Origin of the sequence: Rhodococcus sp. USK10, assembly GCF_019378875.1 — a bacterium.
In the GTDB taxonomy this organism is placed as follows: domain Bacteria; phylum Actinomycetota; class Actinomycetes; order Mycobacteriales; family Mycobacteriaceae; genus Rhodococcus_F; species Rhodococcus_F pseudokoreensis.
Genome location: NZ_CP076047.1, coordinates 564,536 through 580,714 on the forward strand (window position 1 = coordinate 564,536; position 16,179 = coordinate 580,714).

Annotated in this window: 8 protein-coding genes and 3 pseudogenes; 7 read left to right on the forward strand and 4 right to left on the reverse strand. The window is 63.9% G+C overall.

Annotation, left to right across the window (positions count from 1 at the left end; translation table 11 throughout):
- Positions 1-90: 90 nt before the first annotated feature.
- Positions 91-1,523 (forward strand): annotated as a pseudogene (locus I1A62_RS03165) (IS1380 family transposase).
- Between the two features lie 286 nt (positions 1,524-1,809).
- Here the strand turns inward: I1A62_RS03165 and I1A62_RS03170 are convergent.
- On the reverse strand, positions 1,810-2,016 hold the full coding sequence (locus I1A62_RS03170) for a hypothetical protein (RefSeq protein WP_219454044.1): 207 nt from the start codon (positions 2,014-2,016) through the stop codon (positions 1,810-1,812).
- A gap of 147 nt (positions 2,017-2,163) precedes the next feature.
- Between I1A62_RS03170 and I1A62_RS03175 the strand changes: the two are divergent.
- Positions 2,164-2,837, forward strand: a pseudogene (locus tag I1A62_RS03175) (dihydrodipicolinate synthase family protein); the annotation flags it as partial.
- Between the two features lie 779 nt (positions 2,838-3,616).
- Here I1A62_RS03175 and I1A62_RS03180 read toward each other — a convergent pair.
- Entirely contained in the window at positions 3,617-4,102 is a 486-nt protein-coding gene (locus I1A62_RS03180) for a hypothetical protein (protein ID WP_257890394.1), read from the reverse strand.
- A gap of 822 nt (positions 4,103-4,924) precedes the next feature.
- On the opposite strand from I1A62_RS03180, the pseudogene I1A62_RS45780 reads away from it, so the two are divergent.
- Positions 4,925-5,203 (forward strand): annotated as a pseudogene (locus I1A62_RS45780) (TetR family transcriptional regulator); the annotation flags it as partial.
- 414 nt (positions 5,204-5,617) lie between these two features.
- Positions 5,618-6,292, forward strand: coding sequence for a ScbR family autoregulator-binding transcription factor (locus tag I1A62_RS03190; protein ID WP_219454047.1), 675 nt, complete (start codon positions 5,618-5,620; stop codon positions 6,290-6,292).
- Between the two features lie 6 nt (positions 6,293-6,298).
- Here I1A62_RS03190 and I1A62_RS03195 read toward each other — a convergent pair whose 3' ends face one another.
- Both I1A62_RS03195 and I1A62_RS03200 read right to left on the reverse strand, forming a co-directional pair.
- Positions 6,299-7,225 carry a ScbA/BarX family gamma-butyrolactone biosynthesis protein gene (locus I1A62_RS03195; RefSeq protein ID WP_257890395.1) on the reverse strand — a complete coding sequence of 309 codons (927 nt, stop codon included), beginning with the start codon at positions 7,223-7,225 and terminating at the stop codon, positions 6,299-6,301.
- A 252-nt stretch (positions 7,226-7,477) separates the two neighbouring features.
- Entirely contained in the window at positions 7,478-8,185 is a 708-nt protein-coding gene (locus tag I1A62_RS03200) for an IS6 family transposase (RefSeq protein ID WP_374710696.1), read from the reverse strand.
- Positions 8,186-9,342: 1,157 nt separating this feature from the next.
- Between I1A62_RS03200 and I1A62_RS03205 the strand changes: the two genes are divergently transcribed.
- The 3 genes from I1A62_RS03205 (at position 9,343) to I1A62_RS03215 (ending at position 16,143) form a co-directional block, all read left to right on the forward strand.
- The gene (locus I1A62_RS03205; protein WP_219454052.1) at positions 9,343-11,373 is read left to right on the forward strand and encodes a hydantoinase/oxoprolinase family protein; all 2,031 of its coding nucleotides are present in this window, start codon (positions 9,343-9,345) and stop codon (positions 11,371-11,373) included.
- A complete protein-coding gene (locus I1A62_RS03210; protein ID WP_219454054.1) occupies positions 11,373-13,367 on the forward strand; it encodes a hydantoinase B/oxoprolinase family protein in 1,995 nt (664 codons plus the stop codon). The genes I1A62_RS03205 and I1A62_RS03210 overlap by 1 nt, the downstream gene beginning before the upstream one ends.
- 154 nt (positions 13,368-13,521) lie before the next feature.
- A complete protein-coding gene (locus I1A62_RS03215) occupies positions 13,522-16,143 on the forward strand; it encodes a bifunctional FO biosynthesis protein CofGH (protein WP_219454056.1) in 2,622 nt (873 codons plus the stop codon).
- The last annotated feature ends 36 nt before the right edge of the window (positions 16,144-16,179 follow it).

The following is a 16,179-nucleotide window of genomic DNA, read 5'->3' on the forward strand; positions in this document are numbered from 1 at the left end:
GCGGGTCGTAACGACGAAATGCCCTGCCGTAGTGGAAGAATCGATCTTGTCTAGGGATCAGTTCACACCACACCGGAGGGCATCTCGCAGATGCAACTATCTCACACCCGGCCCGTCGCCGCGGCGAGGTTCGACGACCCGAATCTGATGTCGACCGCGGGGCTGGTTCCGGTGATGGCGTTGGCGCAGGCCAGCGGCCTGCTCACCCTGGCCGATCAGCACCTGAGCGTGCCGACCGACAAAGGTGCCCACGCCGGCTACAAGGTCGGGTCCCTGATCGGTGGGATGGTCGCCGGCGCCGACAGCATTTCCGACCTGGCACTGTTGCGGCACGGGGCGATGGGGACCGTCTTCGACCGCCCCTATGCACCGTCGACCCTGGGATCGTTTCTTCGCCAGTTCAGCTTCGGACACGTCCGGCAACTCGACGCCGTCGCCTCGCGGTTCCTGGGCAACCTCGCCGAGAAGACCCCACTGGTCCCCGGCATCGACACCGGGCGAGTCCTGGTCGATATCGACGATTCGATCATCGAGGTCCACGGCCACGGCAAACAAGGCTCCGGCTACGGCTACTCCGGCGTGCGCGGACTCAACGCCCTCATCGCCACCGTCACCACCGAGACCGCTGCGCCGGTGATCGTCGGCCAACGCCTGCGCCGAGGAGCGTGCGGCTCCGCACGCGGGGCCGCCCGGATGGTCTCCGATGCGTTGGCCACCGTCGACCGGCTGCGTTCCCAGGCCGGCGGGGCGGACGGCCACGGCGCGTCGAAGCCCCTGGTCCGAGGCGACTCCGCTTCTACGGCTATCCCACCATCGGGGCCGCGCTCCGCGCCGGCGCCGATGTCTCGGTGACCGTGCGCCTGACCTCCACCATCAAACGTGCGATAGCCTCCATCGGCGACGACGAGTCCTCGTGGACGCCGATCCAGTACACCAACGCCCTCTACGACGAGGGCACCGACACCTGGATCTCGCGGGCGGAGGTCGCCGAGATCCCGTTCACTGCGTTCGCCTCCCAGAAGAAGGCCCACCACGTTGCGGGACGGTTGGTCGTGCGGCGTATCCCCGACCTGCGACCGAAGAAAGACCAAGGTCAGGGCACGTTGTTCGACATCTGGCGGTTCCACGCGTTCTTTACCACCACCGACCCCGACGACCTCGATACCGTCGCCGCCGACAAGACTCACCGCCAGCACGCCATCATCGAGCAGGTGCACGCGGACCTGAAGAACTCCGCACTCGCCCATCTACCGTCGAACTCGTTTCCGGCGAACGCCGCCTGGCTCGTCTGCGCGGTGATGGCGTTCAACCTCACCCGCGCCGCCGGTACCCTCACCAGCGATCCCAAACTGACGAAAGCGACGACCGGCACCCTCCGCCGCACCATTGTCTCGGTCCCCGCCCGCGTCGCCTCCTCGGCGAGACGGTTGACGCTGCACCTCCCGCAGAACTGGCCGTGGGAAACAGCGTGGCACAACTTGTTCGACAACACCTTCGGTCGCGCACACCCGATCGTCGCCTAACGTCCAGGACATCCGCCCACCCTCAACGCGAAAGCCCCAGTGGAACAACCCGAAACGAGAGGTCGGATGCTCAACCATGCCCACACACCGTCCCATGCCACCCAACGAAACTCGCAGCGATCAGACCAGCGAATCGGTGCATTCGGGCTTAGGCATAGGACTGCGGACGCCACCGAACGTGTCGACGCTGTAATCATCAGCGCCGCAACGTTTGATATCTTTACTCCGGTGTGAGAGGGGGAATGGGTGTGGCTATCGATGATACCGAATGAGTCGACGAGAGTTGTCACAGAAATGGTTTGGGCGTTTTCTTCGGCCTCGGTACCTTGGTCTGGCGTCCATCGACTAACTCGACCTGGTGGTTGCCGTGGGCATGTGCTTCGAGCACGCATCGCCGGCTTACATATCTGACGATCGCCCCGAACTCGTCACGCGCAGTGGTATTGGTCGTCGCAGTGCATCGACCAGCGTTGTCGTGCTGATCCTCACTCATGCAAATGTCCTCGTCGGTATGGATCGTCGGCGTGGTGGATATCGCTCGCGGTGAAGGACACCACCGCCGCAACTGGGTAGATCAGAAATCGGTGAGTGCCCCAACATGTGATGGTCGTGTGCCTACTGGGCATCGCAGTCCTGGTTGATCATTGCCGGGGTGGGAAGGAACGACACACGGCACATGCTGGAGTTGGCGAGGCAGGCTGTCCTGCACGGTGCTGACGGGCTGCTGCTGGTGACGCCGTATTACAACAAGCCGAGCCAGGGCGGTGTACTGCAGCACTTTCGGTACGTCGTGGATGCAGTCGATGCGCCTGTCATGCTCTATGACATTCCCGGCCGGGCCGGTACCAAGCTGGCGCCGTCGACGTTCGAGGTGATGGCGGACTGGCCGTCCGTGGTCGCGGTGAAGGATGCAGCTGGAGACCCCACTCGGGCGATCATGTTGCGCGAATTGGGCTATGCGGTCTACTCGGGAGACGACGGCCTCCTTCTGGGGTTCCTGGCGTATGGGGCGTGCGGGGTTGTCTCTGTTCTCGGGCACGTGGCAGGTGACGAGATCCGCACGATGATCGATGCCTTCGTGTCGGGGGACGTCGAAACCGCACGGGAGATCAATGCCCGCCTGCAGCCGGCGTTGCGTGCGGTCATGGGCGTCCCCAATTACGGCGCGACGACGGTCAAGGGGGCGCTGCAGTTTGTTCGGTGATCCTGCAGAACAGAATCGTGAGGTACCCGCTACTTTCCCTCGACGACGGCGAGTACGAGGCGCTGCGGACGGGGCTGTTTGCTTCGGGGTTGCTGCACTGGCGGGGCTGAGCATGCACTCAGTGCTGTCGACGCCGACCTTCGCGCCACACGTGCTGCTACTACGCGGCGGGACCACAGGGGCACCTGGTCGACGGGGTGCTGTCGCACCACCGTGGACGCATCGAACGAGAGAACCTCGGGTCGGCGGCTGTCGTGGCTGCTCGAGCAGCTCGAGGACGTGCAGGCGATGTGCAGGTCGAAGTGGTGTTTCCGTGCGCGGGGTCGTCGAGGCTTGCCGCAACCATCCGGCGCGGGAGCAGTTCTAGGCGGGCGTACCAGTTAGTTTCGGATCGGTGCTGCGTCTGTGTGCATTGCGGGAGCTTCTCCGGTGTGGGCCGATGATCCGCATTTGGCACCTGCCTCCGAATGTGGTGCATTTCGCGCAGCCGCCGTATCAAGAGGTCGACTGACGGAATGAGCGTGACAGCGTAGAACACCGCTCCATCAAGAGAATCCTCGGTCACGCAGGAGAAGACTCCGAAGGAGGAGAAAACCAGCAGGCCGCATGCGAGACTCGCCGTCCGATCCCTGAACGCCATCGTTCATCCGTCCTTCGAATGCTCACTCAGTGAGGAGCGAAACAAACCCTAGAGTGCCGTGAGAGTGCAAAGCCTCGCCCAGACGGCGACGCGAATCGTGATCAGACTGGCGGAGCCGTGCTCCCCGGTGCCAGGGAGCGTCCCCTGTCAGTCACCGATTGCGACACCGCCGGCCGGGGAGGCGAGAACAGATCACCATGCACGCGGTGGCTCCACAAGGGTTTCGTCGGGGTCGGAGGCACGAATGCGTCACACCTGGCGAGAACGAAGAGTACTCAGTCGCGATGAGAGATCGCAGAGACTGTTGGGCCGAACCAGATCAACGCTGGCCATCGTGCGGAGAAAGATGCGGAAGCTGGTGGGTAGCCGGTGGTCTCCGGCCGCATCGCGGACGAAGAAACTCCGGCCGGCCTTGTGTGTGAGCAGGCGTGTGACGGAGAGGCTGACGGTCCCGTGGTCGGTGAGCTTGAGCAGGGCGGTGCGGTCGGTGTCCTCGAGATGTGCCCAGAGGCTGTGGTAGCTGATCTGCTGGGGATGGACTGTGGTGATGGATTGAATCCAGTAGGTGAAGGTGACGTGCCGGATCAGTGCGGTTCCGGTCGGCCCGGTGGTTCGTAGTTCGAGGTTCGTCCAGCCGCGGGTGCCGCGTTCGGTGAGCTCGGTGGCCGCGATGTCGAGTAGCTCGCGGGGTGGGCATGCGGTGGGCAGGTCGAGGACCAGTCGGCACATTCCCATGGGCCCACCATAGGTGCCGAGGGCGATCCGGCTTGGGAGATCGGCGCCGGGTGGTCCACAGCGTCCGATTGGTGGTGTGGGGTCGAAGAAGTGCTGTGTGTTGCGCGGGTGCGGTCTGCTCGTACCTGATGGCCAGGCCGCGAGGCGGCAACGACCATGTGGCGCAGATATGTCCACATGTCGCACCAGTCCCGCGTGGGTTCAATCGAGTGCTACCGGTCGGTGGATTCCGCCCCCGGGGTTGTGTGCCCGTGAAACGGGGCGGCTACCAGTGCGGATGGCATGTCCGCCCGTCATGTGTCACGGGGTGCGTTTGGTTCTTGGCGGGGGAGTACGCGTTGACCGGTGAGTGCTTCGACGACACCGGCGAGATCATTGGGGGAGAGTTGTTCGGCCGAATGTGTGCGCGGATGTCGCGCGGGCTGTGGTGTCCGGGGTGTCTTGTCGGCGCCCATGAGGGGTCACCCATCGGTTGCTATGGAGTGGATGAACTTCGAGCGTACGAGGCCGGCGCATCGCGCCTGTTGCGAGTAGGTGAGATCGGCGTGACGTCCGGCGCATGTTCTGGCGGAGGGACTTGCTACCGGCGATGGTGGTTGTGGTTTGCAGGTGCCGGCCAACCTGCGCTCGGACGGCACCTGCAACCCACCCCTCGCGCGAATCGGCCCGGGTGCCCGAGTTGTTCGCGTCGTCATGTGACCACCATGACCGCCCGAATCCTACCCAGAAAACCAGCTAAATGGTTTGTTTGTGGTGTGGTGATGAGTTCAGCAGGCGCGGGCGGTGGCGACCAAGGCGCAGATCGTGCGTGGGGCGGCGGAGATGTTCGACAAGTCGGGGTTTGAGGGTGCGAGCCTCGGTGAGATCACCGAAGCGTCCGGAATGACGAAGCCGTTTTGTATTTCCATTTCCGTTCCAAGGCGAAGTTTGGCCCGTCACATCATCGCCGAGCAACACGGGATCTCCATCTCCGCGGTCGAGGCGATCGCCGAAAAGGAGGCGTAGGCGCTCGAGCAGATCGTGATGCTCTGCCATGTGACGGCCCGGCAGATCGTGCACGACCCGGTCGTGCGGGCCGGCATCCGGATCACCCTCGAGATAGGTGAAGTCGCCGACATAGAGGCGTCGGGCCGATCGACTCGAAAAGTTCTGGTCGCCCAGACCCGGCGGTCGCGGCGCCCATACGTCCGGCACGGTGGTGCGGACATTCTGCGTCCTGGTGGCGCCCTGCCAGCCATTCGTGCGCATGAGTCCGACGGTCCAGCGGGCCAGTTCGATTCCCCGACGCCGCAGGTGGCCCATATCGTCGAGGACCCGTAGAGACTCCGGCCTGCGCCTCCCGTGCTTGTCACGCTCGACGTAGTGCAAGGCGCCCGCCGCACACACTGCCGCATCCGAGGGCAGCGTCGTCCGATCCGCGACTCTCGCTGAGCACTGGTAGCGTTCGTCCAGCTAATCGGGGTGGGTCCATTCGTTAGCGTTTTCTCGCTCACGGGGGCAGGGAAGGTGTTTTCAGTGCCTCAACAGGCCAGGGCTGTGGCGACGAGAGCGCAAATCGTGCTCGGAGCCGCCGAGACGTTCGAGAAGCAAGGCTACGTCGGAGCCAGCGTCGGAACCATCATCGAGAACGCTGGACTCACGAAGGGTGCTCTGTACTTCCATTTCAGGTCGAAGGAAGAGTTGGCACGGTACATCGTCGCCGAGCAGCACGCCACCTCCATCGCCTCGGTCGAGGCAATCGGCCGCGAAGATGCTTCGGCGATCGAGCAGATTGTGATGCTCTGCCATGAGATGGCCCGGCAGATCGTGCACGACCCGATCGTCCGCGCCGGCATCCGGATCACCCTCGAACTCAGCGCCGACGAGCAGGGCCCCACCGACCCCTACCTGGACTGGATCAACGCCTGCGAGCAGTTGGCGCGGCGCGCCACCGCTCAGGGCGACCTCACCTCTGACCTCGATACGCCGCGGTTCGCCCGGTTCGTGATCGGTGCCTTCACCGGTGTCCAAACGGTCTCGCAAGTCCTCACGCACCGCACCGACCTCGAACAGCGGGTCGACGACATGTGGATGTTCCTGCTGCCCGGGATCATGCCCGCGGACCGGCATCCGGGCATCGACCGGATCCGCAAGGCCCGCGCCGCCGGCGCACCCATCGTCGATGCCGGGCAGGTGGCGGCACGGCGCTGAGCGGGTTCAGCGGCGGCCAAGCCGTACGCATCCCGAGGTGACGTCGACACCGGCCTGCCGGATCACCGCCCGCACCGACAGCGGATCCGCATCGAGCGCGCGGACACGGACGGTGGCGCGCTGGTCGAGTTCGGCGAAGCGGTGAAACACCGCGTCGATCGACTCCAGGTGCGCGTCCGGAACCTGGAGGGCCGCGAACGCGCTCTGGCGTAGCGCCTCCAGGAGCAGCATTCCGGGCAGATGATCGAGTGGGTGGTCGAACAGCACCGGGTGGGTCACGTCGACCCGCAACTCCCACTCGCCCGGTGCGGCCTGCCGGCCGAGGACCACGTGCTGGTCGTCGACGTGCCCCACCGCGGCGGGCGGTGTGGCGGCGCCGCACCTCGCCGGGCCGGGGGTACGTGGGCCGGCGGTGCCCCACCGTGCCCTCGTGTAGGTGGACGGCGGGAGTGCCGCGGCGACACCGGCCGCCGATCCGATCTCCCGGCCCGCCAGCCAAAACCGCAGGTCCACACGGAAACTCGATAACGCCTCACCGCCGTACACCAGATCGGACAGTGTGGCGGTCGCCGTCACGTCGGCGGCCGCCGCCCCGACCTTCAAGGCGTCGAGGTGCGCGCGGACGTGCAGGTCGTGCATGATGAATCGCCGGTTCAGCGGCACCCGGTATCGCGAGTGGGCGAGGTAGATCGCCGCCTGGCGCAGTGTTTCTCCCAGCAGCATCGGGTCGTACAGGCCGTCCCGTACGCGGTAGAAGCCGTGCAGTCGTGGCCACTGCGCTGCGACGGCGAACCCGTTCGGCTCAGGAAGCTCGACGCAATCGGTGAGGAAGACCTCGGCGACCGCCTGGCGGTGCACGTAACGGCGGGTCACCGGTCGCTCGAAAGACAGGGCGGGAATTGCCTCACGCAGCGGTTGGCATGCTCGCGTCACGAACCCCTCCACAGAAACCGACCGGTCCTTTGCGCCGGAATGTCGAACTATAGAACTGGAGTCGGACAAGTGACCAGCCGGGTGACATCCCGCGGCGAGCCCACGAAAAAACTGCGGAGTGGGGCAGGGTTCGGGAGGGAATGACGGCCGAATCGTCACCCGTCGCCGAGGCATTGTCACATTAACTTGAGTGTTCGGTGGCACAAGGTGTTCCGGCTTAATTGAGGCAGCGGCGGCCTCGTGGTTGACGTTTCAGGCAGCTGTGGCGCTGCCGGTGGATTCGCGCCAGACCGCGAACCGGTCGGCCATCACCTGTCGGTACTCGCCAGCGGGAAGCCGGTGCCGTCTCGGTCGAAAGTGTGAGCAGATCACCCCGAAGGCGGACAGGAACGGTTGGGCGTGGGCCGGTGACTTGAACCCGCGCATCGCCCGCTCCCGCTGCCGGGTCGGCTGATGGGACAGCTCGGCCCGGTTGTTCAAATACCTCGATCGGCGATGCTCCACGGACGGCATCATCTCGCGATGCGCGATCTGGTAGCTGCCGAGCTTGTCGGTGACCAGCGCCCGCGGTACATACCCGAGTCCCTTGAGCAGTTTGCGGAAGAACCGCTTGGCCGCCTTGGTGTTTCGGCGCGACTGGACCAGGACACCCAAGACGGTGCCGTCCTGATCGACCGCCCGCCACAAGTAGTGCCGCTTGCCGTTGATCTTCACGAACACCTCGTCGAGGTACCACTTGTCGCCGGGGCGGGCACGGCGGCGACGTAGCCGGTTGGCGTAGTCCTGGCCGAACTTGGCGCACCAGCGGCGGATCGTCTCGTAGGTCACGACCACGCCGCGTCGCAGCATCACTTCCTCGACGTCGCGAAAGCTCAAGGTGAACCGGAAGTACAGCCAAACGCAGTGGTCGCTCGGGTAGCGGTGTCGCTTGTACGACGGCGCGGCGGTGCTCACGACCACCATCCTGCCAGCCACTCTCGACAGCTCGTTAACGTGACAATGCCCTCTGGATGCCGTCTCCACCCACCGGGGTCCGATCAGGCCGAACGGGCGTCAGGGAGTATCCAGGGCGAGGTTGAGGATGCCCGGTCCGGCAGAGCCAGCCGTCGCGCCAGGGGTGCAGGGCGGGGATCGTCAGCCCGCACGTGCGTGCGGTGCGGTGCAGTCTGTCGGTCCTTCCGATGCCCGGTGAGATCCGTGCCGCCTGGACCTACGTCCACACCTTCGCCATCAATCAGGTCCGGTGTCCCGAAGGTTGCGTATACCCGGTCGACGAGGTGGTCCGGCCGTGACCTTGCCTGTTTCGTCGCTGTTGTCCGACTGAGAGATTGCAGTCGCGGTGGACATCTACGCTGCTGGCGGCGACGGGACGCACTAGACGAAATGCTGGGCGCCCGAGTGTGGCCAGTTCATCGTTGCGGGCACCGGTCTGTTCGACATCGCGGGGTCGAAGCCGCGTTGAGTGGTCTTCCGCGAATCGGGACCCACAGTCTGGCCTTCCAGGGTGGCGCGTTGGAGTGCGCTCCGGGGTCCGTCGCTTCCGCTCGTCCGGCCGAACTCAACCTCAACAGGGGTAGCCACTTTCCGTGACATTCGGTGTTGGCCATGGACAGCCAATCAATATTGGCGCGGAGATGACCCGTTCTAGGAATTCTAGGGAGGAGGCTAAAGCCTACCTCCCTCGACAAGCAGCGAACGCTACTCAGCACCACTATGACCAGCACATACATACGGAGAAACACTGGACCCCGAGCTGATACTGACATGTATATAACATGTAAATACCATGTAAATACCGGCCAATGCTGTGCACTGGTCGCAAAGTAAGCCCAATTATCGGCAATGGACCGTTGAACTTCGGCGCCAACTGGGATTAGCTGGGCATACCAATCAGGTCTGTCCGGGGCCAAACGGAGAAATCCGAAGCGGTTCGCCGCAGTCCCTAACCGACTGGTCCACGACGATGTGAGCTAAGGAAGCGCTCCGCGGGTCCCAACGGGACCCGCGGAGCGCAGGCTAGACGTGAAAGTGGACCGCGCAGTCGCTTAGTGCTGCTTCTGCCCCCATTCACACGTCCTCTTGGTTCCGTCGCATCTGTAGAAGGGAAGTACCTGCACATGAGTGCGAGGCGAGTTCGGGTAGCCGTTGATGTCGGGGGGACGTTTACCGACATCTGCGTGTTCGACGATGAAACCGGTCACAAGCAAGTCGAGAAGGTTCCGTCGTCGGTGGATCCTATCGAGGCGGTGCTCGCCGGGGTGGCTAAAGCGGGGGTAGATCTTCACGATGTGGCCTTGTTCAGCCACGGCACCACTGTCGCTACGAACGCGCTGATCACGCGGCGGCTGCCGCGTGCGGTGATGATCACAACGAAAGGCTTCCGCGACATCATCGAGATCCGTCGCGGTAACAAGGAAGATCTCTGGGACGCGTACAAAGACGTTGCGCCGCCGTATATCCGGCGTCGGGACCGTCTCGAAGTGGATGAGCGTGTCGACTACGCCGGACAGGTGCTCGAGCCGCTAGACGAGGACGCGGCGAGGCGCGTCGTGGACGTCGTGCGGCGTAAGGGTGTTACGACGGTCGCGGTCTGCTTCATCAACGCCTACGCGAACCCGGCCAATGAACGGCGTATGGCTGAGATTCTGGCCGAAGAACTGCCGGACGTGCGGGTCACTACCTCCAGCGATGTGCTGCCGGAGATCTTCGAACATGAGCGGTTCTCGACCACCGTCGCCAATGCCGTGCTGGCGCCCCTGGTCAGCGGGTATGTCAACCGCCTCGGAAGCGACCTGAAAGTGGGTGGCTACGAGGCTGATTTGCTGATCCTGCATTCCGGTGGTGGTGTCATGACGCCGAAGACGGTGGAGAAGCTGGGGGTACGGCTCGCTGCGTCGGGAATCGCCGCCGGTGCCATCGCCAATCGTCACATTGCCACGCTCAGCGGACATCCCAACGCCATCGGACTGGACATGGGCGGCACCAGCACCGACATCTCGCTCGTCGTTGACGGGGTGCTGCGCACCACCAAAGAGTGGCAGGTGGAGTACGGATACCCGATCTGCCTACCCAGCATCGAGGTGTTGACCATCGGTGCAGGCGGTGGATCGCTCGCGTGGTTCGATGAGGCTGGAGCACTGCGTAACGGACCGCATTCGGCGGGTGCGACACCGGGCCCGGCAGCGTACGGCAAGGGCGGTACTAAGCCCACCAACACCGACGCGAACTTGGTGCTGGGCAGGCTTGGAGGCAAGCTCATCAACGGCGGGATGACCCTGGACGCTGAGGCCGCCGAAGAGGCGATCCGAGAACATGCTGCGGAACCGCTAGGAGTCAGCGTGCAGGAGGCAGCGGAATCAATTCTGCGTGTCGCCAATGCCAATATGGCTGACGCCGTCCGGCTTATCTCGATCCGCCGCGGTTACGACCCGCGCGAGTTCGCCCTCGTCGTCTTCGGCGGTGCCGGACCGCTGCACGGTGTCGATCTGGCCCGCGAGTTGTCCATCCCGACCGTGCTGGTCCCGCCGAATCCGGGTATCACCTCGGCGCTGGGTTGCTTGCTGGTCGACATCCAGCACGATCTGTCCACCATGTTCCTCGGCCGGGTGGACACGGTGTCGCCGCAGGATGTGGAAGCCGAGTTCAGGAACCTCGAGGCGGAGGCGCGCGAGCGGCTCAGCAGCGAGAACGTTGCAGCTGAGGATATGCAGCTGATCCGGACGATCGACATGCGTTACCTCGGGCAGTGGCGATCCATCGCGGTACCAGTCGGCTCGACGATCGACAGTCTCGACGACGTCGCCGCAGCGTTTCATCTCGAACATGCTCGCGAACACAACTTCCGGCGGGACAGCACACCCGTTGAGGTCTACCGGCTCAACGTCACGGCGATTGGCAGCGTGCCGAAGCCAAACCTGCCCGAGTACGAAGTGGTTCCGTCGACGCCAAATCCGCAGTCGTATCGTCCCGTCTGGTTCGCGGAGCAGAACGGCGCGGTCGACACACCGGTTTATGACCGCGACACGTTGACTGCGGGCGCGGTGATCGAGGGCCCCGCGATCGTCGAACAGCTTGACTCCACAACACCCATTCCGCCTGGTGTCACTGCAGAGGTCGACGCCTGGCTCAACTTGAGGATCACTGTCTGATGACCACTACGCTGACCTCTGAATCCAACTACACGCTCGACCCGGTGACGCTCGAAGTCATTAAGAACTCGTTTACCTCCATCGTCGACCAGATGGCCGAGCAGATCCTGCGGACCTGCCACTCGTTCGTCATGTACGCCCGTGACTTCTCGTCGGCGTTGTGCGACCGCGAGGGCAACACCGTGATGCAGGGCAGCTCCGACATCGCCGTGCACGTCGGAACTCTGCACTTCACCGCAAAGGCCGTCATCGAGGACTTCGGTGACGATATCCACCCCGGTGACCTTTTCGCGATCAACGACCCCTATCGGGGCGGTACCCACTTCTCCGATGTCCGGATCGTGCGGCCCATCTTCGCAGACGAAGAATTGATCGGGTTTTCACAGTCCAATGGCCACTGGGCAGATATCGGCGGCCGGGTGCCGGGCTCTTTCGACGTCACCGCCAAAGAGCACTTCGGCGAGGGGCTGCGTATCCCACCGGTGCGCATCGCTGCCGGCGGTGTCTACCGCAACGACGTCGCGAAGCTCATTCTGCAGAACACCCGTGCGCCTGAGGCTGCCGAGGGTGATCTACATGCGCAGATGGAAGCCACGCGAGTGGCCGAGGTCGAATTACTGCGCCTCGTCGAGAAGTACGGCCGCGAAACGGTTCTCATTGCCATGCAGGATGTCCAGGATTACGTCGAGCGGCTAGCCCGCAAGCGTGTCCTGGAACTGCCCGACGGCACCTGGGAAACCACCGATTATCTCGACTACGACCCGGACAAAGGGGAGGGCCTGGTCCCCGTCAAGGTGAAGATGACCATCGCGGGGGACCGGATCAGCTACGACCTGTCCGGAGCAGGCGACGCCGTGGGAACCTTTCTCAACGGAACATTCGGATCATCATTCTCCGGTCTGGTCACCGGCACCAAGATGTTCTTCCCGGACATCCCGCTGAACTCCGGATTTTACCGCCTCATCGATGTCGACCTCGGGCCCGAAGGCACTGTAGTCAACGCCGTCTGGCCTACTGCCGTCACTGGCTTCTGCTCCGGTTCCTACGGCAAGGTCACCAACGCCGTCTTCGAGCTGTGGTCTCGGGTGCAGCCGGAGCGAGCGATGGCCTGCTGCACCGACATCGAGTACCTCTTGGTCGGCGGACGTGACGCCCGCGAAGATGGCGGCGGCATCTTCATGTGGTACGACTGGATGGTCAACGGCTGGGGCGGTCGGAATGGCAAAGATGGAACCGGCGCCACCTCTGCGGTGTTCGGTTGCGGCGAATCCATCCAGCCCTTGGAAGGACAGGAACGGCTCTGCCCCGTAGTCACCACCGAGCACCAGATCGCGGTCGATTCCGGTGGCCCAGGCCAGTTCCGCGGCGGAGTGGGCGTGCGTAAGGGCGGTGTGTTGACTGGCGTGGAGAACACCGTCATGTCGTACTGTTGCGATCGCTCCCGCTCCATCACCTGGGGCATCATGGGCGGGCTGCCATCCCTGCCGCATGGTGTCTGGCTGACCCGATCAAACAGCGAGCCCGAGTACCTGGGCGCCATCTTCTCGGGTGTCACGGTGGAACAGGGTGATTCGTTCACACGGCCATCCGCTGGCGGCGGCGGGCTGGGCGACCCACTGGAGCGGGATCCGAAAGCGGTACTTGAAGATGTCATCGATGATTACGTGAGCACCGAGCGCGCGTTGAAGGACTATGGTGTCGTCATCATCGAGATCGATAAGGACGTCGACGAGTTCGAGCTCGACGAGGTGGCCACCGAGTCCGCCCGTGCACGCATTCGCGGTGCCAGAGTCGGGTGGCTGCAGGAGGATCCGGAGGCGGTGGCACAACGATACCGCGACGGTGAGCTCGACACCCTGGATTTGGTCCGCCAGTTCGGCGTCATCGTGGACTGGGGCACAGGCGAACTGCTCCCCGACACCACCTCGGAATACCGCAAGATGATTACGACCCGCGCGGTCAGTGGCTGGATACCAGCCGAGGACGAGAGCTGACTCGAGGTAGAGATCACCGGACTATTCGGTCCGAATACCAAGGGTGTGCCGGGCCACGCCGCAAAGCGGCCCGGCACACCCGCCTTGGTCGCGCGTTTCGGGAACCTCGACGATGCCTTACCTGCGTTGTATCGATTAAACAAGAGGATATGAAATGCGGACCACCCACGATCGTCATCTGATTTGTTCGTCATCACCAGAGGCCGCATCTTATGCAACCTGTTTGAGCGATTCGGAGGTCGCTTCGGGCTCCTCTGGTGCCCCAAGTCCGGCGGCGCTGCGCAGAGTTTTACGGCGGGCTAGGGACGGAGTGGTGCTCAACGTGGACGAGGCTGCCATTGCGTTGACTGCGCGCGGTGACGACTTGGCTGATCTGTGCTATAGCGCTGGCCGAGTGCGTGACGCCGGACTCAAATCCGCCGGTCGGCGCGGTGTCGAAGGCCGGTTGCCGATCAGCTATTCACGCAAGGTGTTCATCCCGATCACACACCTGTGCCGCGATACCTGCCACTACTGCACCTTCGTCACGGTGCCGGGGAGGCTGCGCGCGGCAGGTAGGGGCATGTATCTGGAGCCCGACGAGATCTTGGAGATCGCCCGTCAAGGTGGAGCGCTCGGATGCAAAGAAGCGCTGTTCACGCTGGGGGACCGGCCGGAGGAGCGCTGGCCCGAGGCCAAGCGGTGGCTCGATGAGCGTGGCTACGATTCCACGCTCGATTACGTACGGGCCATGGCAATCCGGGTATTGGAGGAGACCGGGCTGCTGCCGCACCTCAATCCCGGCGTGATGAGCTGGTCGGAGATGTCGCGGCTCAGGCCCGTCGCGCCGTCAATGGGCATGATGCTTGAGACGACGTCGCGGCGGCTGTTCGAAACAAAGGGGCTCGCACACTACGGCAGCCCCGACAAGGATCCTGACGTGCGCTTGCGCACGCTGACCGATGCCGGTCGGTTGTCTATTCCGTTCACGACAGGTCTGTTGGTTGGCATCGGGGAGGCGATCACCGAACGCGCGGAGACAATTCACGCAATTCGTAAAGCACACAAAGAATTCGGACACATTCAGGAAGTCATCGTTCAGAACTTCCGAGCCAAGGATCGCACCGCGATGGCCGCGACGCCCGACGCTGGTATCGACGACTTCGTCGCCACCATCGCAGTGTCGCGGCTGGTGCTGGGGCCGGCCATGCGCATCCAGGCACCGCCGAACCTGGTGTCCCGCGAGGAATGCCTGGCACTGGTCGGCGCGGGCGTCGACGACTGGGGTGGCGTTTCACCGCTGACCCCTGACCACGTCAACCCCGAGCGGCCGTGGACGGCGCTGGATGAGCTGGCCGCCGTCACCGCCGAGGGCGGTTACGACCTGGTGGAACGGCTGACCGTGCAGCCGCGTTACGTGCAGGCCGGTTCGGCGTGGATCGACCCGCGGGTGCGTGCCCACGTTAACGCGCTGGTCGATCCGGAGACCGGCTGGGCCCGCAACATCAACCCGGTGGGTGCGCCTTGGCAGGAACCCGACGAGTCCACTGAGTCACTCGGCCGGATCGACCTGCACACGGCTATCGACACCGGCGGCCGCCTCACCGATACCCGGTCGGATCTGGACAGCGCATTCGGCGACTGGGATTCGATCCGCGACAAGGTGCACGAGCTGGCTACCCGTGGTCCCGAGCGCGGCGACACCGATGTGCTGGCCGCTTTGCGTTCGGCGGAGCGCGATCCTGCCGGCTGCAGTAACGACGAGTACTTGGCGCTAGCGACGGCTGACGGTCAGGCGCTGGAAGCCGTTACCGGCTTAGCAAATTCGTTGCGGAAAGAGGTCGTCGGCGACGATGTCACGTTCGTCATCAACCGTAATATCAACTTCACCAACATCTGCTATACGGGCTGCCGGTTCTGCGCATTCGCTCAGCGCAAGGGTGATGCCGATGCGTTCTCACTGTCCACCGGCGAGGTCGCCGACCGGGCCTGGGAGGCACACGTCGCAGGTGCCACCGAGGTCTGCATGCAGGGAGGAATCGATCCCGAACTACCTGTTACCGGTTACGCCGATCTGGTGCGGGCGGTGAAGGCCCGGGTGCCCGAGATGCACGTGCACGCGTTCTCTCCGATGGAGATCTCCAACGGCGTCACCCGCAGTGGCGTATCGACTCGGGAGTGGCTTACCAGCTTGCGCGAGGCTGGCTTGGGCAGCATTCCCGGTACCGCCGCCGAGATCCTCGACGACGAGGTTCGTTGGGTGCTGACCAAGGGCAAGCTGCCCGCGTCGGCGTGGATCGAGATCGTGACCACCGCCCACGAGGTTGGGCTGCGGTCCAGTTCGACGATGATGTATGGCCACGTCGACACCCCGAAGCACTGGGTTGAGCATCTGAACGTGCTACGCGGAATCCAGGACCGGACAAGAGGTTTCACCGAATTCGTGCCGCTGCCGTTCGTGCACCAGAGCTCGCCGCTGTATCTGGCCGGTGCGGCCAGGCCAGGACCGTCGCACCGCGACAACCGGGCTGTGCACGCGCTAGCCCGGATTATGTTGCACGGCAGGATCGACAACATCCAGACCAGCTGGGTGAAATTGGGCAGAGAGCGAAACCAGGTGATGCTCAATGGTGGTGCCAACGATCTCGGCGGGACGCTGATGGAAGAGACCATCTCCCGGATGGCGGGCTCTGAACACGGCTCAGCCAGGACCGTGGCTGAACTGATCGAGATCGCCGACGGGATCAACCGGCCCACTCGGCAGCGCTCGACCACTTACGCCCCCATCGCCACCTAGTGTTGTACGCCATAAATTCGTGCTTTAACTGATAGT